Source organism: Bacillus sp. FSL W8-0116 (assembly GCF_038003825.1).
Taxonomy (GTDB): Bacteria; Bacillota; Bacilli; order Bacillales; family DSM-4216; genus Bacillus_O; species Bacillus_O smithii.
The window spans coordinates 1,545,895-1,567,087 of record NZ_JBBOPY010000001.1 but is presented as its reverse complement, the minus strand read 5'-3'; the positions used below and the strand labels follow the sequence as shown (position 1 = coordinate 1,567,087).

Sequence of the window (21,193 nt, the reverse complement as noted above, 5' to 3'; positions counted from 1 at the left end):
GTTTTTGGGCACCATTTTATTTGTCGCCTTATTAGCGTTAGTGTTCATTAGCATTTTTAATATTTTTAGCCCGTTAACTTCCGGTGGAATGCTCGCAAGTCGGTCATCGGGTCCATCGTTTTCTCTCTTTATATACTTTTTGATTTCAACCAAATGAAACACCGTCACATTACGGAAGAAATGGTTCCGGCATTAACATTATCTCTGTCTTTGGATTTCATTAACTTATTTATCAATATTCTTCAAATCCTCGGTATTTGGGGAAGAGACGATTAAGACCGGTCAAGAAACTTGTCAAAGCCCGGCAGAGATTTCTCCGCCGGGCTTTTCTTTGTTGTACTAAACATTTTGATATTCGCCATTGGTCCATTCTGCCATGCGTTTATTTGGTTTTCGTTGTGATAGCCGTATGGGTAAGTCGCCATATTGTATCGTATTAAAGAGATTCTTTTTCCCACATTTTCACATGACATGTCAGCAAAATTTCTCCTTTTGTTACGACGTGATGAGCGGCGTATTCCAAACTTTCCACTTTTTCAAGTATGTTTGTAATGATCACAGGAGTTACTATTTCTTTATTCTTTCTTTCTAAATACTCCAAATCCACCTTTAATAAAGGCTCTCCGGTTTTTACGATTTGTCCATTTTGAACGAATACTTCAAATCCTTCTCCATTTAATTCTACTGTATCTAAGCCAATATGTATAAGGATTTCCAATCCTTTATCTGAGAGGAGACCTATGGCGTGTTTTGTAGGGAAGATTTTCACGATTTTCCCATTGGTTGGAGAAACCACTTTTCCGCTACTTGGGATAATGGCTAAACCGTCACCCATCATTTTTTGAGCAAACACAGGGTCAGGGACGTGCTCTAATGGTATCACTTCTCCGCTTAGTGGAGAATATAATTCTTCAATCACTTTTTTGGCTCTTTTACGAAATACATTTTTTAACATGTCTCAACCCATCTTTCGTGAATAGTTTGAGTAAGATAGAATAACATAACATGAAAAGGGGAGATTACCGTATTCCAAAAAGTCTTAGAAGAATGCCTTTGAGTTTGAGTGCTTTTCAATGAATGGATCCTTGTTCATCGTTTTGATCACTTTCTTTTTGTTTCATAAAATCTACATAATGGTGAAAAAGCATTTCACCAACAATAAAGAAAGAAGAAAACGTATTCAGTTTTGTTCCATCCTTTAGTTCGTTGCATGAACTATAGGCATATAAATTGTATGGAGTCATTCTTGCCAATCGATTGTTTTTTAAATTCGTGACGGAAATAAACGGGATTCCTTTTGCGACTAACGATTGAACGGCTGGAAAAATGGATGGAGTGTCACCAGAAAACGAAATGATGATGATCAAATCGTTCAATGTTAAATCTTTGATGATCATTTCAAACTCAGTTTGTGATTGGATCACATGGAAATATTTCTGCACGGGAAGAAACATTCGTTGTAAATCGAAAGCACAATTTAATTGAGCGGTTCCTGTTCCGTAAACAAATATTTTTTCAGTATGATAGATCAAACGGCATATTTCGGAAAAATCTGTATTCTTCACATATTTTAATGTTTCAAGAATATCGTTTCTTAAAATTTCCACTCCACTTTTGTGGATATTCGGATCTTTTTGGTCTTGCCATTTCAAAAATACTCGAAACTCGCTATATCCGCTAAAGCCTAGTTTTTGTGCTAATCGTAAAATGGATGAGCGAGAAACATTACATTTCTCTGCTAAACTATTGATTCCTAATTCATAGCAGGAGCTTTTGTTGTTTAAAATATATTTTAAAATATGAAGGTCATTATCATGGAGTTGGTTATAATGCTTATTGATCAACTCTTCAATTTTCATTTTTTAATCCCTCCTCTTGAAATAGTTTACCAAAAATTTCAAAAAAGAGGGGTGAAACAAAAAGTACAAATGGATGTCTGTACTTTTTGTTTCGTTTATTTGATCTCATGTTACACTGTGACTTCTTCTTTATGCAGTTCAGGCCAATACTCTTTATTCGCTTCCATTAATTCATCCAATATTTCCTTCGCCACCTTAGCGCTAGGAACAGTTTTGGATAAAGTTAAGGCCTGCCATAATTTTTGATAAGATTTTGTGATCCACGCTTCCACTACTAATTTTTCAACAGAGACTTGTTGTTCCATTAATCCTTTTTGAAATTGTGGTATTTCGCCGATGGACAGCGGTTCAGGACCGTTGCTGCCTACGATACAAGGAATTTCAACCATGGCGGTTGGATCGAAATTGGAAATAGCTCCTTTGTTTTCAACAATTAATAACATTCTTTCATGTGTGTTATAAGCAATGGCACGGGCTAAATCCACAATATAGGAGGCATGTTCATCCACATGAAGGGCGCATCCTTCAGTTGATTGATTTTCAATGACTTTTTGGCACTCTGAAAATACGAATTTTTCACGGCCATCCATCACTTCATTGGCTCTTGTATAATTCGGATTAGAATGTTCTACTACGTAATCTGGATATAGATAATATTTTAAGTATGTGTTTGGCAAAGTGTCCGGATCCACAGCGAAAACATCACGCGCTTTTAAGAACGTATCATTCCAGCTGGTCTCCGCATCATCATTTTTTACAACATATCCGTATTTTGCGACATGTTCTTTTAACTTAGGCATTAAATCATATCCATCTTTATCGCGAATATCCGTCCACCATCCAAAATGGTTTAAACCATAATATCGAACGGTCATTTCTTTACGAGAAGATAACCCCAAAATTTGTGCCATTCGATTTTCGATACCTACAGGCATATCGCATATATTTAACACTTTTGAGTTGGGACGTAAACGTCGGGTGGCTTCTGCTACAATGGCTGCCGGGTTGGAGTAATTGAGCATCCATGCATTGGGAGAATATTTTTCCGTATAATCAATTAACTCTAACACTCCGCCGATTGAACGCATGCCATATGCAATTCCACCTGGTCCGCATGTTTCTTGCCCTACCACTCCATATTTCAATGGAATTTTTTCATCTAATTCCCTCATGGCATATTTTCCTACTCGAATATGAGCCATGACAAAATCGACATCTGTAAATGCTTCTTCAGGATCTGTAGTAGCAATAAATTGAATATCTGGGGCCTTTTCTCTTAAAATAACTTCACAGGCTCCGGCTATGATATCTTGGCGTTCTTTATCATTGTCATAAAATTTTAATTTACGGATCGGAAATTGGTCTAAATGATCTAATAGCATTAATACAATCCCGGCTGTAAAAGTGCTTCCTCCACCAGCAATAACAATAGAAAATTTTTTCATTTTTCTTCCTCCTTCTCGTAGTGAACGCTTACATTCTTCTTATATCAAATAAAAAATTGCCAAACAATACCAATCGATCATTCTGTCCCTTATCACACTTTTTGTTCTTTTTCACATGAGGTAAACATTTTCTCAAACAGATAATTTTTAATATTTTGTATTTTTGAATTTCTGTTGAGCCGAAAAGGATACGCCCCTTTAAGAAACGATCGTTTTCGTAATGAAGATCATCCAGTTTTGCTGCTTTCTTCAGCTAATATTTTTTCAAATTGTTCTCGTACTTGAGGAACGGATAAACCCACAATGACTTGAATGGCTTTTCCGTTACGAACGATACCATGTGCTCCAGCGGATTTGAATACACTATCCGTTGTGATTTTTGATTCGTCTTTCACACTTACGCGAAGACGTGTGGCACAATTTGTAACCTCCACAATATTTTCCGGGCCGCCTAGTGCTTCTAAATATTGGGCTGCTTGGGCTGCATATTCGTTGGCTACTAGATCACCGCTTTGCTTTTTCGCCTTGTAATCAGCTTTTGTATACAATCTAGTTTCTGTTACATCATCTTTTTCGCGTCCTGGAGTCGGAATATTAAATTTCAGAATTAAATATCGGAAAACAAAGAAATAAATAGCTGTAAAAGCTAAACCAATTCCCCATTGTGTTAAATACGTTGTACTATGATACTTAAATAATGGAATCCAGTTTGAACTAGCTATCTCAAGCAGTCCTCCCCCCATATTTCCGACAACACCAAATGCATACATAGTGGCGGACATAGTAGCCGCAAGCACAGCATGTACGGCAAATAACCAAGGAGCAATAAATAAAAATGTAAACTCGATGGGCTCAGTAATGCCTGCAATAATGGAAGTTAAAGTGGCAGATAGTAAAAGTCCGAAAATTTGTTTTCTTTTTTCGGGTTTTGCAGTCACATACATAGCGGCTGCGATACCTGGTATACCAAAGATTTTAGACATGCCATGTAGAGAGAATCCTCCTTGTGGGAACAGCTCTTTCAGCGAGTGGGCAGATGTTGCGTAATCTTGCAGATGCTCGATCCAATGTTTGGCGATTCCTCCTTCCGTAACGGCAGGGCCATAAATAAAAGGACCGTAAATAAAATGATGCAAACCGGTTGGGATCAGAATGCGCTCTAAGAAGGTATATAACCACACCCCAAATACTCCGGAACTTGATAAAAATCCTTGTAAAGAGGCAACGCCATGTTGAACCATGGGCCAAGCATAGCAAGTAATTAAAGAAACGGGAAGCATGAGAAAAAAGGCAACAATGACAACAAAAGAGGATCCTTGGAAAATCCCGAGAAAGTCAGGCAATTTCGTATCAAAAAAACGATTATGCAGGAAAACCACGATAGAAGAAATAGCGATTGCCCCAATGATGTTTGTATCTAAGGTTTTAATCCCGGCAATCATTGTCAAACCGTTGAAGCCATTGATTTCTTGGTGAAAATCCACCCCAAACTGATCTCCCCAAATAGTTAAGATTGCGCTAATAAAATAGTTAAAGGTTAAATAGGTAACAAGAGCTTCCATACATGCTCGTGCATGCGCTTTTTTGGCTAAACCAATTGGGATTCCTATGACAAATAATAACGGCATTTGCCGAAAAACGGTCCAACCTCCTTCTTCCACGACAGTCCAGATTTTAGACCACATGCTATGCGGATCGGCGATGGATCCCATGATGTCGGGATTTTTAAACAATGTCGCCAACCCTACAAGTATTCCGGCAAATGGAAAAAGCAGCACCGGAACAAACATAGCCCCGCCAAAACGCTGGATTTTTTGCATCATACCCATTCACTCCTTTTTCCTATTTTCATAATCTAAAAAGAGCAAAAACAAGGATGGCCACCATTCGAAGATGCATCTTATAACAATCGAAAGCGCTTTCTTTATTTTTATAACACATGCTTTTTTTCTTTCACAATATTGGGACAGAAAACTGTTCGTAATCACTTTCATTGTTCGTTTTCTCAAAATGAGGGAAATTTCTCAATCGACTTAATCGATCACTATATGGATGGAAGTTTGGCTTTATTCTTGCAGACAAGCAAATGATTTCTTCTTCGGAGAAACGTTGACAAGTTGGAAAATAGCAGGCGTGCTGCTCATTGTGGCAGGCGTAGCCATGATTAGCGTTCATAGCGGAAGATAACCAAGAAAAAGACGAGGGAGCAGCTCCTCGTCTTTTGTCTTTTGGATGAATCTTAATAGAGTCCTGAAAAGCAACGGATCACACCGCTTATGCTTGTCCCGTTTCCGTTTAAACGGCACGTTTTTTTCTTTTTAAGAAATTCAGCATTTGGTAGAAACCTTCCCGATAAAACAGATACAGCCCTGCGACGTAAAAGACGACTCCGAGCGGCACCAAAATCAGGATCTGCCATAAAGGATAAAGATGATAAAGCGGCAGCGTTTCCTTTATGGCGATCAGTACGACCGACATCACAATAGTCGGCGGTAAAGCTTTTACGATCAATCGAAATAGCCGCACTTTTTGGGACGGATGAAAATCCTTATAAATCACAATGGCCGTGACGATCAAGTAATAGAAGGAAACGATGGAACTGGATAAAGCAAGCCCTTTATATCCTAATGGTTTGATTAAAATCCAGTCCAACAGTGCGTTCAGCAGGATCGTCGTAACGGTCACTCTGAAAATGATTTTTGTTTTCCCCAAGGCGTACATGGCTTTAGAGACGATATATTGCATGCCTTGCGTGACAATAATGGGCAGAAAGCAAACAAGCGCCATATAAGTGTAGTGCGTGTCCACCGCTGTAAATTTTCCTCTTTGGAATAAAAAAGCGATTGCTTCTTGTCCGACTAAATAAATTCCTGCCGTAATGGGCAATAGGGTAACCAGAGAAATTTGCATTCCTGTATAAAAAATATCTTGAAACTTTTCCGGATCATCCAATTGTTCGGATAAAAGCGTAAAGATAATCGCCGCAATCGAAGTGGCGTAAATATTATGCGGGACGGATGTCATAAGCGATGCGTAATTTAAATAAGTAGCCGCCCCCGGAATGCTGGAAGCAAACGCCTTATCGACAAACAGATTGGTTTGGCTGACAACCGAGTTTAACAGCGAAGGGATCAAAAGCACCAGAAACGTTTTCCGAAATGTCGCGTCTACATGAAGAGTAGGCTGCCAACGGAATCCCGTTCGATACAGATAGCTGAATTGGATGACCACGCCGATGAAAGTTCCGATGATAAACCCGTAAGCTAAACTGTTAATTCCCCAATAGCTGGAAAACACCAGAGCGAAAAGCGCACTGGTCAACGGCTGGACAAGCTTGGCGAATTGTGAAGGGACGAACACCCGATGCGCCTGTAAATAGGAATCTAAAATTCCGCTTAATGCCACTAAACTCATAAATAAAAAGAAAAATTGAGTGATAGCCACAGCGACTTTTTCTGTCTGTGGTGCCATGTGGCCATAAATGAACGGCACGATGTCAGGAACAAAGAAATAGCCGATCACTGTAATCACGAGGAAAAGCAGAACCGTAAAATTCATGACGCCATTCGCATTTCGTTCCGTTTGTTTAGCGTTCATTTTGAAATGGCTGACATACAACGGCAAAAAAACATTGTTAAAACCGCCGGAAATCATGTCCATTGCCAGGCTGATAAAGGAGAAAGCAAGAATATAACCGTCCGTCAGATGACTGACTCCAAATTCCCGCGCAATAATGCTTTCTCTCAGGAATCCCGACAGTTTAACAATGAAAGCTAAAATAGTCAGCCAAATGGCTGTTTTTTTCAAGGACATAACGAGACACCTCTTCAAAATAAAATGCAACAGCCTTCCGGAAAGGCAGCCGTTCTACAAGTAACGACTGTTGGAAGAGTTCATATGTTCATATGTCATATAATTGGGAACAGCGCAATCTATTTCCAATAAATGATGGAACGTCGGTCCTGCCCACTTTTCGATCCAATCAATCCACCTAGAAAAGCCGCCTCGCAGTAAACACGATCTCGTGTTTTTGCAACGCGGCGGGGAACGGTTGATTTTGGTTATGATGGAGAACAGTCTTCATCCTTTATGACGAGGAAAATTTTCCTGCAAGGTGGATGGAACCCCAACAATTTCACAAGGTATACAAATTTTAAATTCTATAAATGATTTATAATGATAGAGTCAAATAATGGATAATTGGAATCCGTTCAAGATGGTTTATATTTTATCATTAGCCTTATGAACATTCAATGTAAATAGTGCAAAGTATCAGTGAATTTGCTATACTATTTGAGTTGAATACTATGCTTATAAATTTTGCGATTAAAAACAAATTTTTTGTTTTTCAATATCATCATAAAGAGAGGTCTTTCACATGCAAAAAATATGCGTAATGGGATTAGGATACATCGGACTTCCTACTTCTGCAGTTTTTGCGCAGGCAGGCTTTGATGTCGTAGGTGTAGACGTAAACGAAAAAGTGGTGGAAACGTTAAATAGCGGCGGGATCCATATAGAAGAAAACGGTTTGGAAGATGTCGTCAAAGAAGTGGTGAAAAAAGGAAAATTGCGCGCATCTACACAACCGGAAGAAGCGGATGTGTTTATCATTTCCGTCCCGACTCCTATTCATCAAGACGAAACCGCGGATGTAAGTTATGTGATCAGTGCGACGAAGATGATCCTCCCTTATTTGCGCAAAGGCAATATCGTCATTGTGGAATCGACCATTCCGCCAAGAACGATGGATGATATTGTCGCTCCTTTGATCGAACAGGCAGGATTGGATCCAAGAAAAGACGTGTATGTTGCCCACTGTCCGGAACGGGTGCTTCCTGGCCGAATTTTAATCGAGTTGGTGGAAAATACTCGTATTGTCGGAGGGCTGACGCCGGAAGCAGCGAAAAAAGCGGCAGATGTATATCGGAAAGTCGTGACAAAAGGCGAAGTCATTGAAACCGAAGCGTTGACGGCGGAAATGTCGAAACTGATGGAAAATACGTTCCGTGATGTCAATATCGCCCTTGCCAATGAGTTGGCCAAAATCTCCAACCGACTTGGAGTGGATGCTCATAAAGTAATTGAACTGGCCAATAAGCATCCGCGTGTCAACTTGCATCATCCTGGTCCGGGCGTAGGCGGCCATTGCTTGGCAGTAGACCCTTATTTTATCGTAGAAAAGGCGCCGGAAGAAGCGAACTTAATCAAGTTGTCTCGAGATATCAATAACTCCATGCCTGATTTTGTCGTAGAGCAAGTAGAGAAATTGACGGCGGAATTGGCGAAACCGACGATTGCTCTTTGTGGACTGACTTACAAAGGCAACATTGACGATATCCGCGAAAGTCCGGCTCTTGAAGTAGTAGAAAAACTGATGCAAAATCCGCGCTATGAAATCCGGATTCACGATCCGCACGTTCAACCGGATCAAGTGCCATTTACGCTGCTTCCGTTTGAAGAAGCGATTCAAGATGCTCATCTTGTTGTGATTTTAGCGGATCACAATGAATTCAAACAGCTGGATCCTGCCGTATTAAAACAACGTATGAAAACGCCGGTAGTGTTTGATACGAAAAATTGCACGAATCTAAAAGACGCTGAGGGGATCACCCTTCATCGAATCGGCGATTTGACCAAATTAAAAGCAATTCAGGAATAAAGCAGGGATGTCAAAAATGGAAAAGGAACAATATTTAGGCGTCTCCGTTTCATCATTGACTTATGAGGAAATCATTGCCGACATTAAAAAGCGGATTGCCGCTGGGAAAAAATCGACCGTTATTGCTGTCAATCCGGAAAAAGTGATGGCGGCGAACCGCGACCCGCTTGTAAAAGAATTAATCAATGAATCCACTTACCAAATACCCGACGGAGTTGGCATGATTATTGCTTCCAAGTTAAAAGGTGGAAAAATTCGCGAACGGGTGACAGGTGTTGATATGATGGGGCGGCTTCTTCGATTTGCCGCAGAGGAAGGGCACGGTGTATTTTTGTACGGTGCCAAAGAGGAAGTTGTCTCAAAAGCAAAAGAAAATTTGGAACGGCAAATTCCCGGTCTGATCATTTCCGGCTATGAAAACGGCTATGTTCAAGACCAATCAGCTCTTATTCAAAAAATCAACGATTCCAAAGCTGTCCTTTTGTTCGTCGCTTTAGGAAGCCCGAAACAGGAATTGTGGATAAGAGAACATATGAATGAGCTGAAGCATGTGAAAGTGTTTCAAGGAGTGGGCGGCAGCTTTGATGTCTATTCCGGGATGGTCAAACGGGCCCCGGCCTTTTTCCGAAAAGCAGGCTTGGAATGGCTGTATCGGTTAATAAAAGAACCAAAGCGGATAAAGCGTCAAATGGCGTTGCCGAAATTTGTCCTGAAAGTATTGGCCAGTCGTTGAAGAGGAAGATGGCTGGCCTTTTAAAAAGCAGAAAGCGCCACTTGGAGGGGTTCGGATGAAAGTACTCCATGTTATCAGCGGAGGAGAAACCGGGGGATCACGCAAGCATGTGATTACCCTTTTAAAACAATTTGCAAAGAATGAAGTCGTCTTGGCCGTCTTCCAAGAAGGAGCTTTGTCGAAAGAAGCCCGGGAAAACGGCATTCATGTCGAAGTGTTTCAGCAAACTTCCCGCTATGACCTTTCTGTTTTAAAAAAACTGGCCCGATATATTCGGCAAGAACGGTTTGATTTGCTGCACACTCATGGCCCTCGCGCCAATCTATTCGGTCTTTATTTAAAGAAAAAAACCAAAATTTGCTGGGTGACGACGATTCACAGCGATCCATCCCTCGATTTTATGAAAGCAGGAGTGAAAGGAAAAATTTTCACGGCGCTGCATCTTTATGCCGTGAAAAAGATGGATCATTACTTTGCGGTGTCTGAGCGGTTTAAGAAAAATTTAATGGCCGCCGGCATTCGTGGAGATCACATTACCACTATTTACAATGGCATTCATTTTACAGAAGAAAAAGCAGTTCCGGTGCCCAGAGCCGAACTTGGGGCGGACAAGGATGACGTCTTGTTTGTCATGGTGGCGCGTCTGCATCCGATTAAAGGCCATGAAATCGTATTGGAAGCTCTTCAAAAGTTGGAAAACTCACAGGTAAAAGTGCTCTTTGTCGGCGACGGTCCGATTCGAAGCGAGTTGGAACAAGCCGTCGACCGACGTGGCCTTTCCGGTCAAGTTCACTTTCTCGGCTTTCGAAAAGATGTTGAAGAAATTTATGCGGCGTCGGATGTGGCTCTGTTGGCGTCCTATAGCGAAAGTTTTCCTTTGGCACTGCTGGAAGCGGCCAATCAACACTTGCCCGTCATCACCACCGATGTGGGAGGAGTAAATGAGTTAATCACGAACGAAAAAACCGGTTGGATTGTGCCGACTGGTGATGCCGATCTTTACAGTCAAGCAATGGAGGAAGCGATTTTCCGCAAGCAAAGAGGGGAGTTGGCGAAGATGGGCGATGACCTTTACCAACATGCCTCACGACATTTTTCCTTGACGAATTTGTACGAAATGATTCGAAATACATATGAACGTTTGCTGTCTTAACAGTCGAAAGTGACATGCTGATAGGACATATGGTGTGAGGGTCTGATCCCTCCATGCTTTGTGAATCGATCAGGGGATAAATGATGTTGTTATCCTGTTTTAGCATGGTGGATCCGGCCCTTTCCAGTTGAAGAAGCGCTCCTTTTAGATCCAAAAGTCTAGCAGGAAAGAATGATCGTAAAAGGGATTCCCGTTTTCCGTAACGGAGCGTAAATCATCATTCATTCCAGTCGCTTGTGTCGTTGACGACCATCTTAGGAATCATTTATAATCGGAAAAGTAGTGTTTGCGAAAAATTGCGTTTTTCCTTAATATTTCGACAAACATTGCGTGTCGAAAAAATAGAGTAAAAGGAAGGTTCAAATAGATGGCTGGTTTTCGAGAGAAGTATCAATACATCCTTGTTATGGCTTTATTTGTTTTGGTGGCACTCTTTTTTCCAAACAGTATGATCGGTTTGGCCGTTTCGCTCATAGTAGCTGCGCTGGCGTTTATTCGGCCGAAAGACGGTCTGTTGTTTTTGCTCATCTACTTTCCAACAAGGGCGTTTTTAATAGAGATAAATCCCTCTTTGAAAATAGCCGGTGATTTAATCGCCATTGCTGCCTTTTTAAGAGCGGTTTGGGATCAACGAAACGATTGGAAAAAGATGTTCCAATTTTCGCTGTTTGAATGGGGATTCTTTTTGTTCATTCTTATAGGTTGTGTGTCCGCGCTTATCACGGGGGTTTCCGTAGGGGCTATTATTTTTCAAGTTCGGGCTTTTGTGATTACATACTTGATTTTCTATACAGTGAAGCGGCTGTCGATTGAAAAAGAAGATATTCACCGCTTTTTATGGATTACTTTTACTATGTCTATGATTCTCTCCGTTCAAGGAATTGTCGAAAAAGTATCATTGCGGACTTTGTTGATGCCGGAAACATGGGTGGAGCGTTATATTTCACCGACAAACCGGCAGCGCATTTACGGGTTGATTAACAATCCAAATGTTTTGGCTGTTTACTTAACGCTCGCCTTTATTTGCACGCTATATTTATCAACCCTTGTTTCCAAAAGAACGAAGCTGTTTCTCCTTATTGGTTCAGTTGTGATGATGGGTGTTTGGATTTTGACGTATTCAAGAGGAACGGCTATTGGCCTTGCCGTCGGCTTGATCACCTATTTGGCTTTGTCGAGAAATTGGAAAACCGTTGTGAAAGCTTTGCTGATCATCGTGCTGAGTGTAATAGTGATCAGTATTCCGGTGACAAAAGCGACGGAATTCGTCCAGAATATGAACGTGTTGAAAGAAAAGCCGATTGCGGCGCCTGATCAGCAAGGAGATGAATCACACGCGGAAAAACGGCTGAAAGAGACGTTTGAAGGCAGTACGATCGAGCAAAGTAAAAATACCGGCCGCTTGTTCATTGTCAGAAAGGGTCTGCAAATATTTAAAGACCATCCTGTTATTGGTTCCGGATTTTCGACATTTGGCGATTCAGCGTCAAAATCGTATTCATCGCCGATTTATAAACATTATGGGATCAACTTGAATATTTATTCGGATAATCAATATATTCAAGTAATTGCCGAAACAGGGGTGCTTGGCGTTGTTGGCTTTGCCGTTTTCCTGCTGGGAATGCTGGCTTTTCTCTGGAAAAACAGACATACGGCTTCCCCGTACGCCGATGCGCTTATTTCGATATTAATTGCCGTTTATGTTTGCGGACTGCTTTATAATATTTGGGAAGACAAAACGTTCACCGCCTATTTCTATATGATCCTTGGAGGAGTGGCTTCTATGGCGGCAGAAACGTTTGGGCGCCCCTTAAGATTTAAATGAGAAACGTATCAGCAAAAATTTTTGTGAAAAAAGGAGAGTATATGGCTGGCGGCCTGCTCTCCTTTTTTGTTTATATCCGTTCTTGGTTTTGGCGGAATTCGATCTGTTCCTTCGTTTTCTTCCGGTGCAGAGGGACAACTTTTCTCTTTTTCTGTATCGCTTGCGATACTATTTTCTGCTAAACTCTTATATGTAAGGTGGATAAGCGAATGGCCGGCGCTTTTTGAGTATTCGGTTTTTCTTTCAGACGTGCACTCGTTTGTTTATATCCGCCTACAAGAGAGAAAGGTGATATAGGGGAAACGTGGATAAAGAAAGTGCTGCCCTAATGATGTATCACGTAGACACGGATGAATGATCTTTCTTTGTTGTGCAAGCAAGAAGAAGGAAAAAGCATGAAAGCACAGTCATAAAGGATCACCCGTGCGATAGCTGAGAAACGATGGAATGAAAGATTCATTTTATTGATAAATAAGAGGAGGCAAATCATGAAAATTTTACTCGCCACGGCTTATGATTATCCTCATGCGGGAGGGCTGTCCACTCATGTGACGACATTGAAAGCAGGACTTGAGGAGCTTGGCCATCAAGTGGACATCCTTTCCTTTTCGGATGTGCCTGCATGGAAGCGGAAAGCGCTGGCGCAAGGACCGAGCTTCTTATTAAATAAGTTCAAAAAAGGGAAAGGAATTGTATGGTCTCATAAGATGAGGCGCAAGTTTCTTCAAGGGTTGATCGAAGCCAATAAACAAAAAGGATATGACCTTATCAATGCTCAAGATCCTTTTACTGTATTAGCCGCATTGGCGACAGGTATTCCGACAGTGGCCACTGTTCACGGCTATATGACGTTTGAGTCCATCAGCAAGGGATCGTTGCTGGAAAACAGTCCGGAAGAAGAATACATGAAGGATATTGAAGTACAAGCCTATCGAGGTGCGAGAAAAGTCATCACGGTTGATCAGCGCTTGAAGGAGTATGTCAAAGAAGTTTCCGGAATCGACGCCACCGCGGTGCGGAATTTCATTGATATTCATCAATTTAAGCCGAATAAAGAGAAAAAACATGAATATAGAAAGAAATATGGTTTGTCGGCGGATGACCGTGTTTTATTTGTGCCTCGCCGGCTGACAAGAAAAAATGGGGTTATTTATCCAGCCTTGGCGCTTCCTGAAGTATTGAAAGAATTTCCTCAAACCAAGCTGATTTATGCCGGCAGCGGAGAAGCGTTGGATGAATTGAAAGAGATTGTGGAAGAAAACCGTCTCAACGATCATGTTGTCTTTTTGGGAGCCATTCCGCACGATCAAATTAAGGAGTTTTATGCCCTTTCTGATGTCGTATTAGTTCCTAGCGTCCACTCTGCAGGGGTAGAAGAGGCTACTTCCATTTCTGCTTTAGAGGCGATGGGATCCGGCTCTCCTCTTATCGCCAGCGCGGTTGGCGGTTTAAAAGAAATTGTCAACCACCAAGAAGACGGCTTGCTCGTGGAGGAGAAAAACATCAAAGAACTAGTCGAGTCTATTGTTTACTTATTCCAACATCCTGAAAAAGGAGAGGAATTCGCAGCCAAAGCCCGTCAAAAAATCGAGTCGGAATACTCCCATATCTCCGCAGCGAAAAAATATGAATCGGTGTATTTAAAAGCCCTTTAAGATTGGATGATATGGAAATAACAAAGCGGTCCCTGTCAACGTGGGGACCGCTTGCAACATCAAGACCGATAACCCGATTAAGAGTTTTCGGGCCGATCAATTTTAACTTCCAAAACCCGCAGCAAGTGAACTACCCTCCACTTATCAACCTTACGGTTTGATTGAAGTGGGGGCTTCTCGGGTAATCCCGTCTAATGACAGAAAATTGACCGAGCTAACCCTCTCGTTCCGAAAGTTATTATTCTTTATGCTAATAAGCGTAATCCCTCATTTTTGATATTGATTGCTGAATTGTGATCGCGATCTAATACAAAGCCGCAAGAACATTTATATACACGTTCAGATAATGGCATTTCTTTTTCCTTGCCGCAACATGAACACTTCTTAGTGGAGGGAAACCACTTATCAATTTTCACAAGTTGTTTCCCCTGTTCTTTTAGCTTATACGCTAAGAAAGTAGTGAACATCCCCCAGCCGTTATCATGAACGCTTTTTCCAAAGTTGAGGGCTTGAGACATGCCTTTCATGTCTAAGTCCTCAATAATCACAGCGTCATAGTTTGTTGCTAATTCTTTTGACTTATGATGAAGAAAGTTTCTGCGCTGATTCGCTGTCTTTTCATGTAGCTTAGCCACTTTCAGGTGTTGTTTTTCCCATCTTGCAGAACCTTTCTTTCTTCGAGAAAGAATTCGTTGTGCTTTTGCTAATTTATCTAAGGCTTGCCGATAGTAACGTGGGTAATTGGCTTTCTTACCCTGTTCACTCTCGACATATAGACCATCCATAGCAAAATCCAAACCAACAACTTTCTGTATTTTAACTGGACGAATATCTTTCTCATATTCTGTCAAAATTGAAATGTAGTATTTGCCTGTCTTTGTTTTAGAAATAGTGCAAGATTTGATTTTATAATCAGCAGGTATCTCTCTATGCTGTTTCATTTTTATTGGCTTTTTGATTTTTGGCAGTTTGATATGACCATTTTCTAGCTTAATATTTCCGTTGACCATATTAGTTGTATAGGATTGTTTTGCTTTACGATTTTTGAACTTTGGAAAATCCGCATTTCCTTCAAAGAAATTCTTATAAGCAGTCTGTAAGTTCATTTGTGCATTTGCCAAAGCTAAAGAATCCACTTCTTTTAGGAATGGAAATTCACTTTTATATTTTGCAGGGGTCGGAAACTTTTGCTTTTTAAGCAATTCTTTATCATCCTTGAACTTTTCATACGTTTCTTTGCGTTCAGCTAACATCTTATTGTAGACAAAGCGAACACAACCAAATGTCTTAGCTAATAATGCGGATTGTTCTTTGTTTGGTAACAAACGAAACTTGAAAGCTTTGTTTTGCTTGGCCATATCAATTCACCTCACTTTGTGCGGAAAAATTTCGTATATATTGATTATACCGTAAAAAATCCGTACAATCAATATGAGGTGATAATCATGAGAGAAGAGAAAGAACGTGTAGAAATTCGTATGCCTAAGACGATATTAGAAAAATTGGAGCAATATCAAAAAGAAAATGGGATTCCAACTAGAACAGCCGCAATCTTAGAATTGTTGAGAAAGGGATTGGAAAAATAACTTTGGCTAAAGCCAACCGAAATTCATCTCCCACCTACTCATTGGTGCTATTCGCACCTTCACATTCCTAGAGGATGGGAGACTTCTTTCGGAAAGACGTTAAAAGGATAATGGTTCTCCTTTTTGTTCTTGGCTATTGTTGTTTCGTTTTTTCTTCAGACAATCCGTGATTTTGTTTGTATTGTTGAATGATAAGGGCATGTTGTTGGCTGCCGACTATTTGATCTGCTTTATTCGCATCCACTATTGGTTGGTCAATGGTGGAAAGCTTAAATAGCAGTATTCGTTTGACGGCCTCGTCAATGCGTGATGGCTTCACTTCTCCCTTGTGAACCGCCTCTATAATCCCGTTATACACTTCCAATTGGTGCTCATACTCATGACAGACAAGGAGAAGATCTGCTCCGGCATTTAAGGCATCTTTTCCTAAGTCTTTGTATGAGTAGTATTTATTGACTGCGCCCATTTCTAAATCATCGGTGACGACGATTCCTTTGTATCCAAGCTTGTTTCTCAACAGCTTTTGAATAATAATCGACGATAAGCTTGCCGGTTTTTTTGCGTCGTAGGCAGGATATTTTAAGTGTGTCACCATAACAAAGAAGTTTTGCGGATCCGTTTCCTGGATGATCCTTTTAAATGGGTAAATATCCGAGTTTTCCAAGTCGAGTTGATTGGCTTTAACGCTTGACGTATCAATATGCGGATCGATTGAACTGCGTCCGTTTCCCGGAAAGTGTTTTAAGACGCCGGTAATATGGGAATCGTTTAATCCTTTTAACACCATTGTTCCTTTTTCATAAACGTTTTCGGGCTGGCTGCCAAGCGAGCGGCTATCTTTCGCCGACAAATCCAAAACGGGAGCGAAATTGATTGAAATACCCATAGACGCTAATTCTTCGCCATTGAGTTTAGCGATCGAATAAACTTCTTGTGGTGAAGCGTATTTTCCTAATTCCTGTTGGGAAGGGATAGGCGATACATGATTTCTCATGCGCAGAATATCCCCGCCTTCTTGGTCCACTCCAATCATTAACGGAATGGAAAAAGGGCTGGATTTAAGAGCAGACTGCTGCAACGAATTGGACAATTCTGCTGTTTGTTTTGCCGATTTCATGTTTCGATCATAATAGATAACACCGCCGATATATTTGTGTTCAATCAGATCGGTAATTTCCTTGTTTGGAACAGGGTTTTTAAACCCTACCCCATTTACATTACACAAAATTCTTGACGGTACCTTTCGTTCAGGTCTTGAATTTTATCGATTTTTTTCTTGGCCTCCATTTGGGCATTCGCTGTTTTCAGCCGCTCTTGTTCTTGATCAACTCGCTTTTCTTTGTTGTTTTGTTCGTTTGTTTCAGAGGCCAGTTTAGCCGGGTTGGGAACAGATTGAAAATGCCAAACAGCCAATGCACATGCAGCTGCGATGACGGCGCAAAGAATATAAAGAGTCTTTTTCTTTTGCATTATTCTATAACCTCTGAGTTTATTTTTTTAATGGCAGGAGAGTCTAACTTCCATTGATCTCCTTCTTTCACCATGCCCCATGTTCCCTCCCACTCTTGTTTCAGTGTACCTGTTTCTTTGGAATCGTATGAAGTAAGGTGGAAGGAGACGGTTGCCCGATTGCTGTCTGAATAGACGACTGAAAAAGAATCAACATCGTTTTGATAATTGTCTTTTATTCCGTTTACCCAATCATCATAGTTTCTTTTTTGTTTCTGTCTAGCGGAAAACAAATCAAAGGCTTTTTCATATTCGTGGCTGGAAATATACGCATAATGGGACATTAAAACGTCTTCCAACTCATTAGCAGTATTTGTACTATCCGTAAAGCTATCCATATCGTCTGCATCTTCGGCGAGAGGAAGATTGTCGAAATGGAGATCTACTTCTTGATCAGGTTCATGAATGGCCACTTCATTGCTTTTGAACGTTCCGGCAGGCAATTTTAATTTTGCGGAAATTTTCGTTGAACCATCCGTTTCCACGGGGCCGAACTCATCTATATCTCCCACTCGCTTGCCGGTGCTTTTTCCATTCACATAAACAACAGCATCATCATAGTCAGAATATATCGTGACGTGATCCCCTGTCAGATCCAGATCAGCGTATAAATTATGATCGGTTGCATCCGTTTTCGGATCGAGCTCTTTTTTGTCGGAAACATTGGCGTATTTTCCCTCATAAAAAGCTTTGACCGTATGTTCCGAAGGCAGGAAGGGGCCGAAAGTTCGTTCTTTATCTTTTTCGATGTAACCCATTTTTTTGTTGTCAATGTATAAAAGAGAATGATTTCGGTTAACCGTTACTTTAATAAAAAACGGATGAGGAACAATTTTGTATTGGTCAATCAGATTCCATTTTTTATCTGATTTTTCGATGCTGACAAATGGTTCATCTTCTGGTTTTACAACTTCGACCCCGTTTTCCAAAAGACGAGCATCATTCCTCAGCTTTTTGATCATGCTCGTATACTCATCCGGATTTTTCTTTAAATACTGAATGAATTGTTTGGCTCCCTCTTCGTCAACTTTCATTTCTGTTTGGCCTGAATTGAACAGGTTGGCAAGTTCTTTGGCATTTCCCTGTTCGACTGTTTTATTGAAATGATCCACTAATTTGGACGGTTTATGGTTCGATTCCGCTATTTTGTAAGCAAAAAAAGCGGCTGCCAATACAATCACAGATATGGACAAAATGATTTTGCTTTTCTTAGAAATTCCTTTTCCTGAAAATGATTTCAATCTACGGCTCGGGCTTGGTGTTTCCGGCCCGACAGGCTCAGAGTTTTCTACTGCGGCGCCACAATGAGTGCAGAATCCTTGCCCTTGCTTTAATTTTTGGCCGCATTGCTTGCAATAAATTTCCAAATAAGCCCCCTCCTTTTTAAAATAAACCATGACAATCGGACTATTAATATATTACTTGAACAAGATAAAGTTCACAATGTTTTCTGGAAATGAAGTTATATTTATCCAGATTCATAAGCCTATAGTTATATACAATAATGGATCTATATGATAAATTTGTAATATCTGACCATAAGGAGGTATGGAAATGGGCGAATTGCAAACTAGAATTGGAGGGGGTTTGTTTAAGATCAAAGGTGGTCTTGAGCAAGGTAAGCAGAAGGTCCTATTGACCCAGGAAATCCTCCAGCACAAAAAAGTGATCGAAGAAGCCGGAGCCAAGCGGGCAGATTTTATTCTCCAGCTAGGGGAAGAGGTTTATAGAAAAATGAGATCCGGCGAATGGGAGCATAAAGAGTGGAGTGAGAGAATAGCTGAGATTGCTGGGCTTGATCAAACCATTTATAGGGCCAAACAAGAATTACAAAGACTGAATCAAAAGTTTGGATCTGATAATGTTTGCCGGCAATGCGGGGCTCAAGTGACCCCTTTGGACAAGTTTTGCGGCTCCTGCGGTGCGAAGGTAGTTCGGGAAGAAGACGTAAAAGAGCCCGAAACAGTGGCTTGCTCTTTGTGTGGTGAACAAGTTCCTGTATCCGCCCAATTTTGCAAATGTTGTGGGACAAAAATGCATTGACAGGAGGTGGAGCAATGTATTGTAAATCATGTGGTGCGGAAAATAGTGATTCCAGTAATTACTGTTGGCAAGATGGTGCGTATTTAGCTGGAGATGGAAGAGCGTATCAACTGCTAACGCCGAAAAATGAAAGTGTCTATTGTTCGAATTGCGGTGAAAAAGTGGCGGAAACGGACAATTATTGCCAATCCTGCGGCAAGGAGTTATTTCTTTATAAGGGTACTGAACGGGAAAAGCAAATAAAACCTGCTGTTTCATTGGGATTTCCTGCTTTTCAATTTTCGTATTTAAAAAAAGCCTTTATTCCGTCTATTAGCGCTTTTATACTCATGTTAATTCTTAATGCTGCGTTATTTCTTTTTGAGCAGCACAAGTTTGATGACCTGATCCAAAACATAAGCGAAAACAATCAATATTTTAATTTTGTAGAGGATCTTTCTCGTGAAGTAAACACCGATTTATATCCATTAAGTCATCCAATAGGATTGACCGATGTCGTGATGTTTACTCATTTGGTGGAGCCTACCTTTCACTTTAGCGTCAATGGATCTGCAGGTTATGGAGACACAGGTTCAATGAAGGGAACATTACATATTGATACGTTGTTTTTATTATTGATTTTTATTCCGATTTTTTCCTCGTTTTGCATCGGGGTTTTCAAGGGACGGAAGCAACGGACTGATAGCTTTTATGAGCAAATCTATACAGCTGCAGCCATTGGATTGATTTACGGTATATTTTTAAGCGTGTTTTCTCTTTTTAGCGGTTTTTCATTTGATCGATCTTTTGCAAGTCAATATTATAAAATTCATTTGGACTTTCATACTTCTTATTCATTTATTCAATGCTTTTTTACGGGTGGCTTCATAGCAGCGATCTTTAGTTTGATCGGCATGTTATTTGCCAGAGATTACCGCCATTTTACCAGCCATTTAATCGGGAATGTATCATTTGGACATGCCATTCACCAAGGGTTTTCAACGTTTATTCGCGGACTCGTCAGTGTGATGGCGGTCACCGTTATCGTTGTTTTGATCCAAGTAAACAAGTGGAAGGAAAATTTAGCGCTCCTTTTAGATGTCTCTGGTATGGATAAAATGACGGAAAATACGTCTATGTTTGCCACATTAGTCGGAACGCAGCTAGGGGCGTTCATTTGGAACTTATTGCATTTATCACCGCTCACTAATCATTGGAAATGGGAAGACAGCGAGGGGGAACTTACATATTCCTTGTTTTCCGGTTTAAATAGCTCACATCCGGAATTCCTTCCATCGGATGCGGATTTGATGAATTTACTGGATCCTCCCATTTATTTAAAACTTGCGGTTTTAATCCCCATTTTCTTGTGTCTTTTCGCCGGCTATCGGCTAACGATGAAAAATGGATTATCCTTTAAGGAAATCGCAGTTTTTAGTTTGACTTACAGTTTTTTATGCTTTGTTTGGCCGGAATTTCTAATTGGACTGTGGGAACCACTTTCTTTTCATCTGATAATAATTTAGAACAGTCCTTTCATTTTTCTTTAGGATTTCATTTGTTTGGGGTCTTTATTCGCAGTTTGCTTTTTTCTTATCTGTTTGCCGTTTTGGGAGGCTATTTGGCCAAAAAGAGACACATCGTGAACTGAGTTGAGACAGAATAAAGAAAGTAAGCGTTGAGACAAAACTCGCTTGTAAGCTGGTCTCTGGAACGGAAAATACTTTTTTCGGAAAATCCCGGA

Annotated in this window: 17 protein-coding genes and 1 pseudogene; 9 read left to right on the top strand and 9 right to left on the bottom strand. The window is 40.6% G+C overall.

Annotation, left to right across the window (positions count from 1 at the left end; genetic code table 11):
- Window position 1: 1 nt before the first annotated feature.
- Window positions 2–276: pseudogene (locus N1I86_RS07400) on the top strand (Bax inhibitor-1 family protein); the annotation flags it as partial.
- Between the two features lie 160 nt (window positions 277–436).
- On the opposite strand, the gene N1I86_RS07395 reads toward N1I86_RS07400, so the two are convergent.
- The 5 genes from N1I86_RS07395 to murJ all read right to left on the bottom strand — a co-directional run bounded on the left by N1I86_RS07395 (window position 437) and on the right by murJ (window position 7,117).
- The gene (locus N1I86_RS07395; RefSeq protein ID WP_048624186.1) at window positions 437–955 is read right to left on the bottom strand and encodes a PTS sugar transporter subunit IIA; all 519 of its coding nucleotides are present in this window, start codon (window positions 953–955) and stop codon (window positions 437–439) included.
- Window positions 956–1,070: 115 nt separating this feature from the next.
- Window positions 1,071–1,859: a MurR/RpiR family transcriptional regulator gene (locus tag N1I86_RS07390; protein ID WP_003352996.1), complete on the bottom strand. Its 789-nt coding sequence runs from the start codon at window positions 1,857–1,859 to the stop codon at window positions 1,071–1,073.
- Window positions 1,860–1,969: 110 nt separating this feature from the next.
- On the bottom strand, window positions 1,970–3,304 hold the full coding sequence (locus N1I86_RS07385) for a 6-phospho-alpha-glucosidase (RefSeq protein WP_341095727.1): 1,335 nt from the start codon (window positions 3,302–3,304) through the stop codon (window positions 1,970–1,972).
- Window positions 3,305–3,531: 227 nt separating this feature from the next.
- Window positions 3,532–5,127 carry an alpha-glucoside-specific PTS transporter subunit IIBC gene (locus N1I86_RS07380; protein ID WP_341095725.1) on the bottom strand — a complete coding sequence of 532 codons (1,596 nt, stop codon included), beginning with the start codon at window positions 5,125–5,127 and terminating at the stop codon, window positions 3,532–3,534.
- 472 nt (window positions 5,128–5,599) lie between these two features.
- A complete protein-coding gene (gene murJ, locus N1I86_RS07375) occupies window positions 5,600–7,117 on the bottom strand; it encodes a murein biosynthesis integral membrane protein MurJ (RefSeq protein ID WP_341095724.1) in 1,518 nt (505 codons plus the stop codon).
- A 565-nt stretch (window positions 7,118–7,682) separates the two neighbouring features.
- Here murJ and N1I86_RS07370 point away from each other — a divergent pair.
- The 5 genes from N1I86_RS07370 to N1I86_RS07350 all read left to right on the top strand — a co-directional run bounded on the left by N1I86_RS07370 (window position 7,683) and on the right by N1I86_RS07350 (window position 14,332).
- Complete coding sequence (locus N1I86_RS07370; RefSeq protein ID WP_003352990.1) at window positions 7,683–8,966, top strand: nucleotide sugar dehydrogenase; 1,284 nt, start codon at window positions 7,683–7,685, stop codon at window positions 8,964–8,966.
- 16 nt (window positions 8,967–8,982) lie between these two features.
- Window positions 8,983–9,699 carry a WecB/TagA/CpsF family glycosyltransferase gene (locus N1I86_RS07365; protein WP_048624553.1) on the top strand — a complete coding sequence of 239 codons (717 nt, stop codon included), beginning with the start codon at window positions 8,983–8,985 and terminating at the stop codon, window positions 9,697–9,699.
- 55 nt (window positions 9,700–9,754) lie between these two features.
- Window positions 9,755–10,852 carry a glycosyltransferase family 4 protein gene (locus N1I86_RS07360; protein ID WP_341095723.1) on the top strand — a complete coding sequence of 366 codons (1,098 nt, stop codon included), beginning with the start codon at window positions 9,755–9,757 and terminating at the stop codon, window positions 10,850–10,852.
- Window positions 10,853–11,219: 367 nt separating this feature from the next.
- Entirely contained in the window at window positions 11,220–12,677 is a 1,458-nt protein-coding gene (locus N1I86_RS07355) for an O-antigen ligase family protein (RefSeq protein ID WP_341095722.1), read from the top strand.
- A gap of 488 nt (window positions 12,678–13,165) precedes the next feature.
- Window positions 13,166–14,332 (top strand): glycosyltransferase family 4 protein, encoded by a 1,167-nt coding sequence (locus N1I86_RS07350; RefSeq protein ID WP_003352984.1) that lies wholly within the window; start codon window positions 13,166–13,168, stop codon window positions 14,330–14,332.
- A 245-nt stretch (window positions 14,333–14,577) separates the two neighbouring features.
- Here the strand turns inward: N1I86_RS07350 and N1I86_RS07345 are convergent, their stop codons facing one another.
- Window positions 14,578–15,690: an RNA-guided endonuclease TnpB family protein gene (locus tag N1I86_RS07345; protein WP_003353982.1), complete on the bottom strand. Its 1,113-nt coding sequence runs from the start codon at window positions 15,688–15,690 to the stop codon at window positions 14,578–14,580.
- An 87-nt stretch (window positions 15,691–15,777) separates the two neighbouring features.
- Here N1I86_RS07345 and N1I86_RS07340 point away from each other — a divergent pair, with 87 nt between their 5' ends.
- The gene (locus N1I86_RS07340) at window positions 15,778–15,918 is read left to right on the top strand and encodes a ribbon-helix-helix protein, CopG family (protein WP_003352379.1); all 141 of its coding nucleotides are present in this window, start codon (window positions 15,778–15,780) and stop codon (window positions 15,916–15,918) included.
- 133 nt (window positions 15,919–16,051) lie between these two features.
- On the opposite strand, the gene N1I86_RS07335 is transcribed toward N1I86_RS07340, so the two are convergent.
- Genes N1I86_RS07335 through N1I86_RS07325 form a run of 3 tightly spaced genes read right to left on the bottom strand, consistent with a single transcriptional unit; the run spans window position 16,052 to window position 18,794 of the window.
- Window positions 16,052–17,143, bottom strand: a complete 1,092-nt coding sequence (locus tag N1I86_RS07335; RefSeq protein WP_341095720.1) for a glycoside hydrolase family 3 N-terminal domain-containing protein — start codon at window positions 17,141–17,143, stop codon at window positions 16,052–16,054.
- Window positions 17,131–17,388 (bottom strand): hypothetical protein, encoded by a 258-nt coding sequence (locus tag N1I86_RS07330; RefSeq protein WP_341095718.1) that lies wholly within the window; start codon window positions 17,386–17,388, stop codon window positions 17,131–17,133. Before N1I86_RS07330 ends, N1I86_RS07335 begins: the two co-directional genes overlap by 13 nt.
- Complete coding sequence (locus tag N1I86_RS07325) at window positions 17,388–18,794, bottom strand: zinc ribbon domain-containing protein (protein WP_004439492.1); 1,407 nt, start codon at window positions 18,792–18,794, stop codon at window positions 17,388–17,390. Before N1I86_RS07325 ends, N1I86_RS07330 begins: the two co-directional genes overlap by 1 nt.
- Window positions 18,795–18,981: 187 nt before the next feature.
- On the opposite strand from N1I86_RS07325, the gene N1I86_RS07320 reads away from it, so the two are divergent.
- Entirely contained in the window at window positions 18,982–19,470 is a 489-nt protein-coding gene (locus N1I86_RS07320) for a zinc ribbon domain-containing protein (protein WP_004439489.1), read from the top strand.
- Between the two features lie 14 nt (window positions 19,471–19,484).
- The gene (locus tag N1I86_RS07315) at window positions 19,485–20,975 is read left to right on the top strand and encodes a zinc ribbon domain-containing protein (protein WP_341095712.1); all 1,491 of its coding nucleotides are present in this window, start codon (window positions 19,485–19,487) and stop codon (window positions 20,973–20,975) included.
- The last annotated feature ends 218 nt before the right edge of the window (window positions 20,976–21,193 follow it).

What these genes read in the sequence shown, in the direction of transcription:
- N1I86_RS07395 (WP_048624186.1), bottom strand. Translation starts at nt 955, where the DNA reads ATGTTAAAAAATGTATTTCGTAAAAGAGCCAAAAAAGTGATTGAAGAA.
- N1I86_RS07390 (WP_003352996.1), bottom strand. Translation starts at nt 1,859, where the DNA reads ATGAAAATTGAAGAGTTGATCAATAAGCATTATAACCAACTCCATGAT.
- N1I86_RS07385 (WP_341095727.1), bottom strand. Translation starts at nt 3,304, where the DNA reads ATGAAAAAATTTTCTATTGTTATTGCTGGTGGAGGAAGCACTTTTACA.
- N1I86_RS07380 (WP_341095725.1), bottom strand. Translation starts at nt 5,127, where the DNA reads ATGATGCAAAAAATCCAGCGTTTTGGCGGGGCTATGTTTGTTCCGGTG.
- murJ (WP_341095724.1), bottom strand. Translation starts at nt 7,117, where the DNA reads ATGTCCTTGAAAAAAACAGCCATTTGGCTGACTATTTTAGCTTTCATT.
- N1I86_RS07370 (WP_003352990.1), top strand. Translation starts at nt 7,683, where the DNA reads ATGCAAAAAATATGCGTAATGGGATTAGGATACATCGGACTTCCTACT.
- N1I86_RS07365 (WP_048624553.1), top strand. Translation starts at nt 8,983, where the DNA reads ATGGAAAAGGAACAATATTTAGGCGTCTCCGTTTCATCATTGACTTAT.
- N1I86_RS07360 (WP_341095723.1), top strand. Translation starts at nt 9,755, where the DNA reads ATGAAAGTACTCCATGTTATCAGCGGAGGAGAAACCGGGGGATCACGC.
- N1I86_RS07355 (WP_341095722.1), top strand. Translation starts at nt 11,220, where the DNA reads ATGGCTGGTTTTCGAGAGAAGTATCAATACATCCTTGTTATGGCTTTA.
- N1I86_RS07350 (WP_003352984.1), top strand. Translation starts at nt 13,166, where the DNA reads ATGAAAATTTTACTCGCCACGGCTTATGATTATCCTCATGCGGGAGGG.
- N1I86_RS07345 (WP_003353982.1), bottom strand. Translation starts at nt 15,690, where the DNA reads ATGGCCAAGCAAAACAAAGCTTTCAAGTTTCGTTTGTTACCAAACAAA.
- N1I86_RS07340 (WP_003352379.1), top strand. Translation starts at nt 15,778, where the DNA reads ATGAGAGAAGAGAAAGAACGTGTAGAAATTCGTATGCCTAAGACGATA.
- N1I86_RS07330 (WP_341095718.1), bottom strand. Translation starts at nt 17,388, where the DNA reads ATGCAAAAGAAAAAGACTCTTTATATTCTTTGCGCCGTCATCGCAGCT.
- N1I86_RS07320 (WP_004439489.1), top strand. Translation starts at nt 18,982, where the DNA reads ATGGGCGAATTGCAAACTAGAATTGGAGGGGGTTTGTTTAAGATCAAA.
- N1I86_RS07315 (WP_341095712.1), top strand. Translation starts at nt 19,485, where the DNA reads ATGTATTGTAAATCATGTGGTGCGGAAAATAGTGATTCCAGTAATTAC.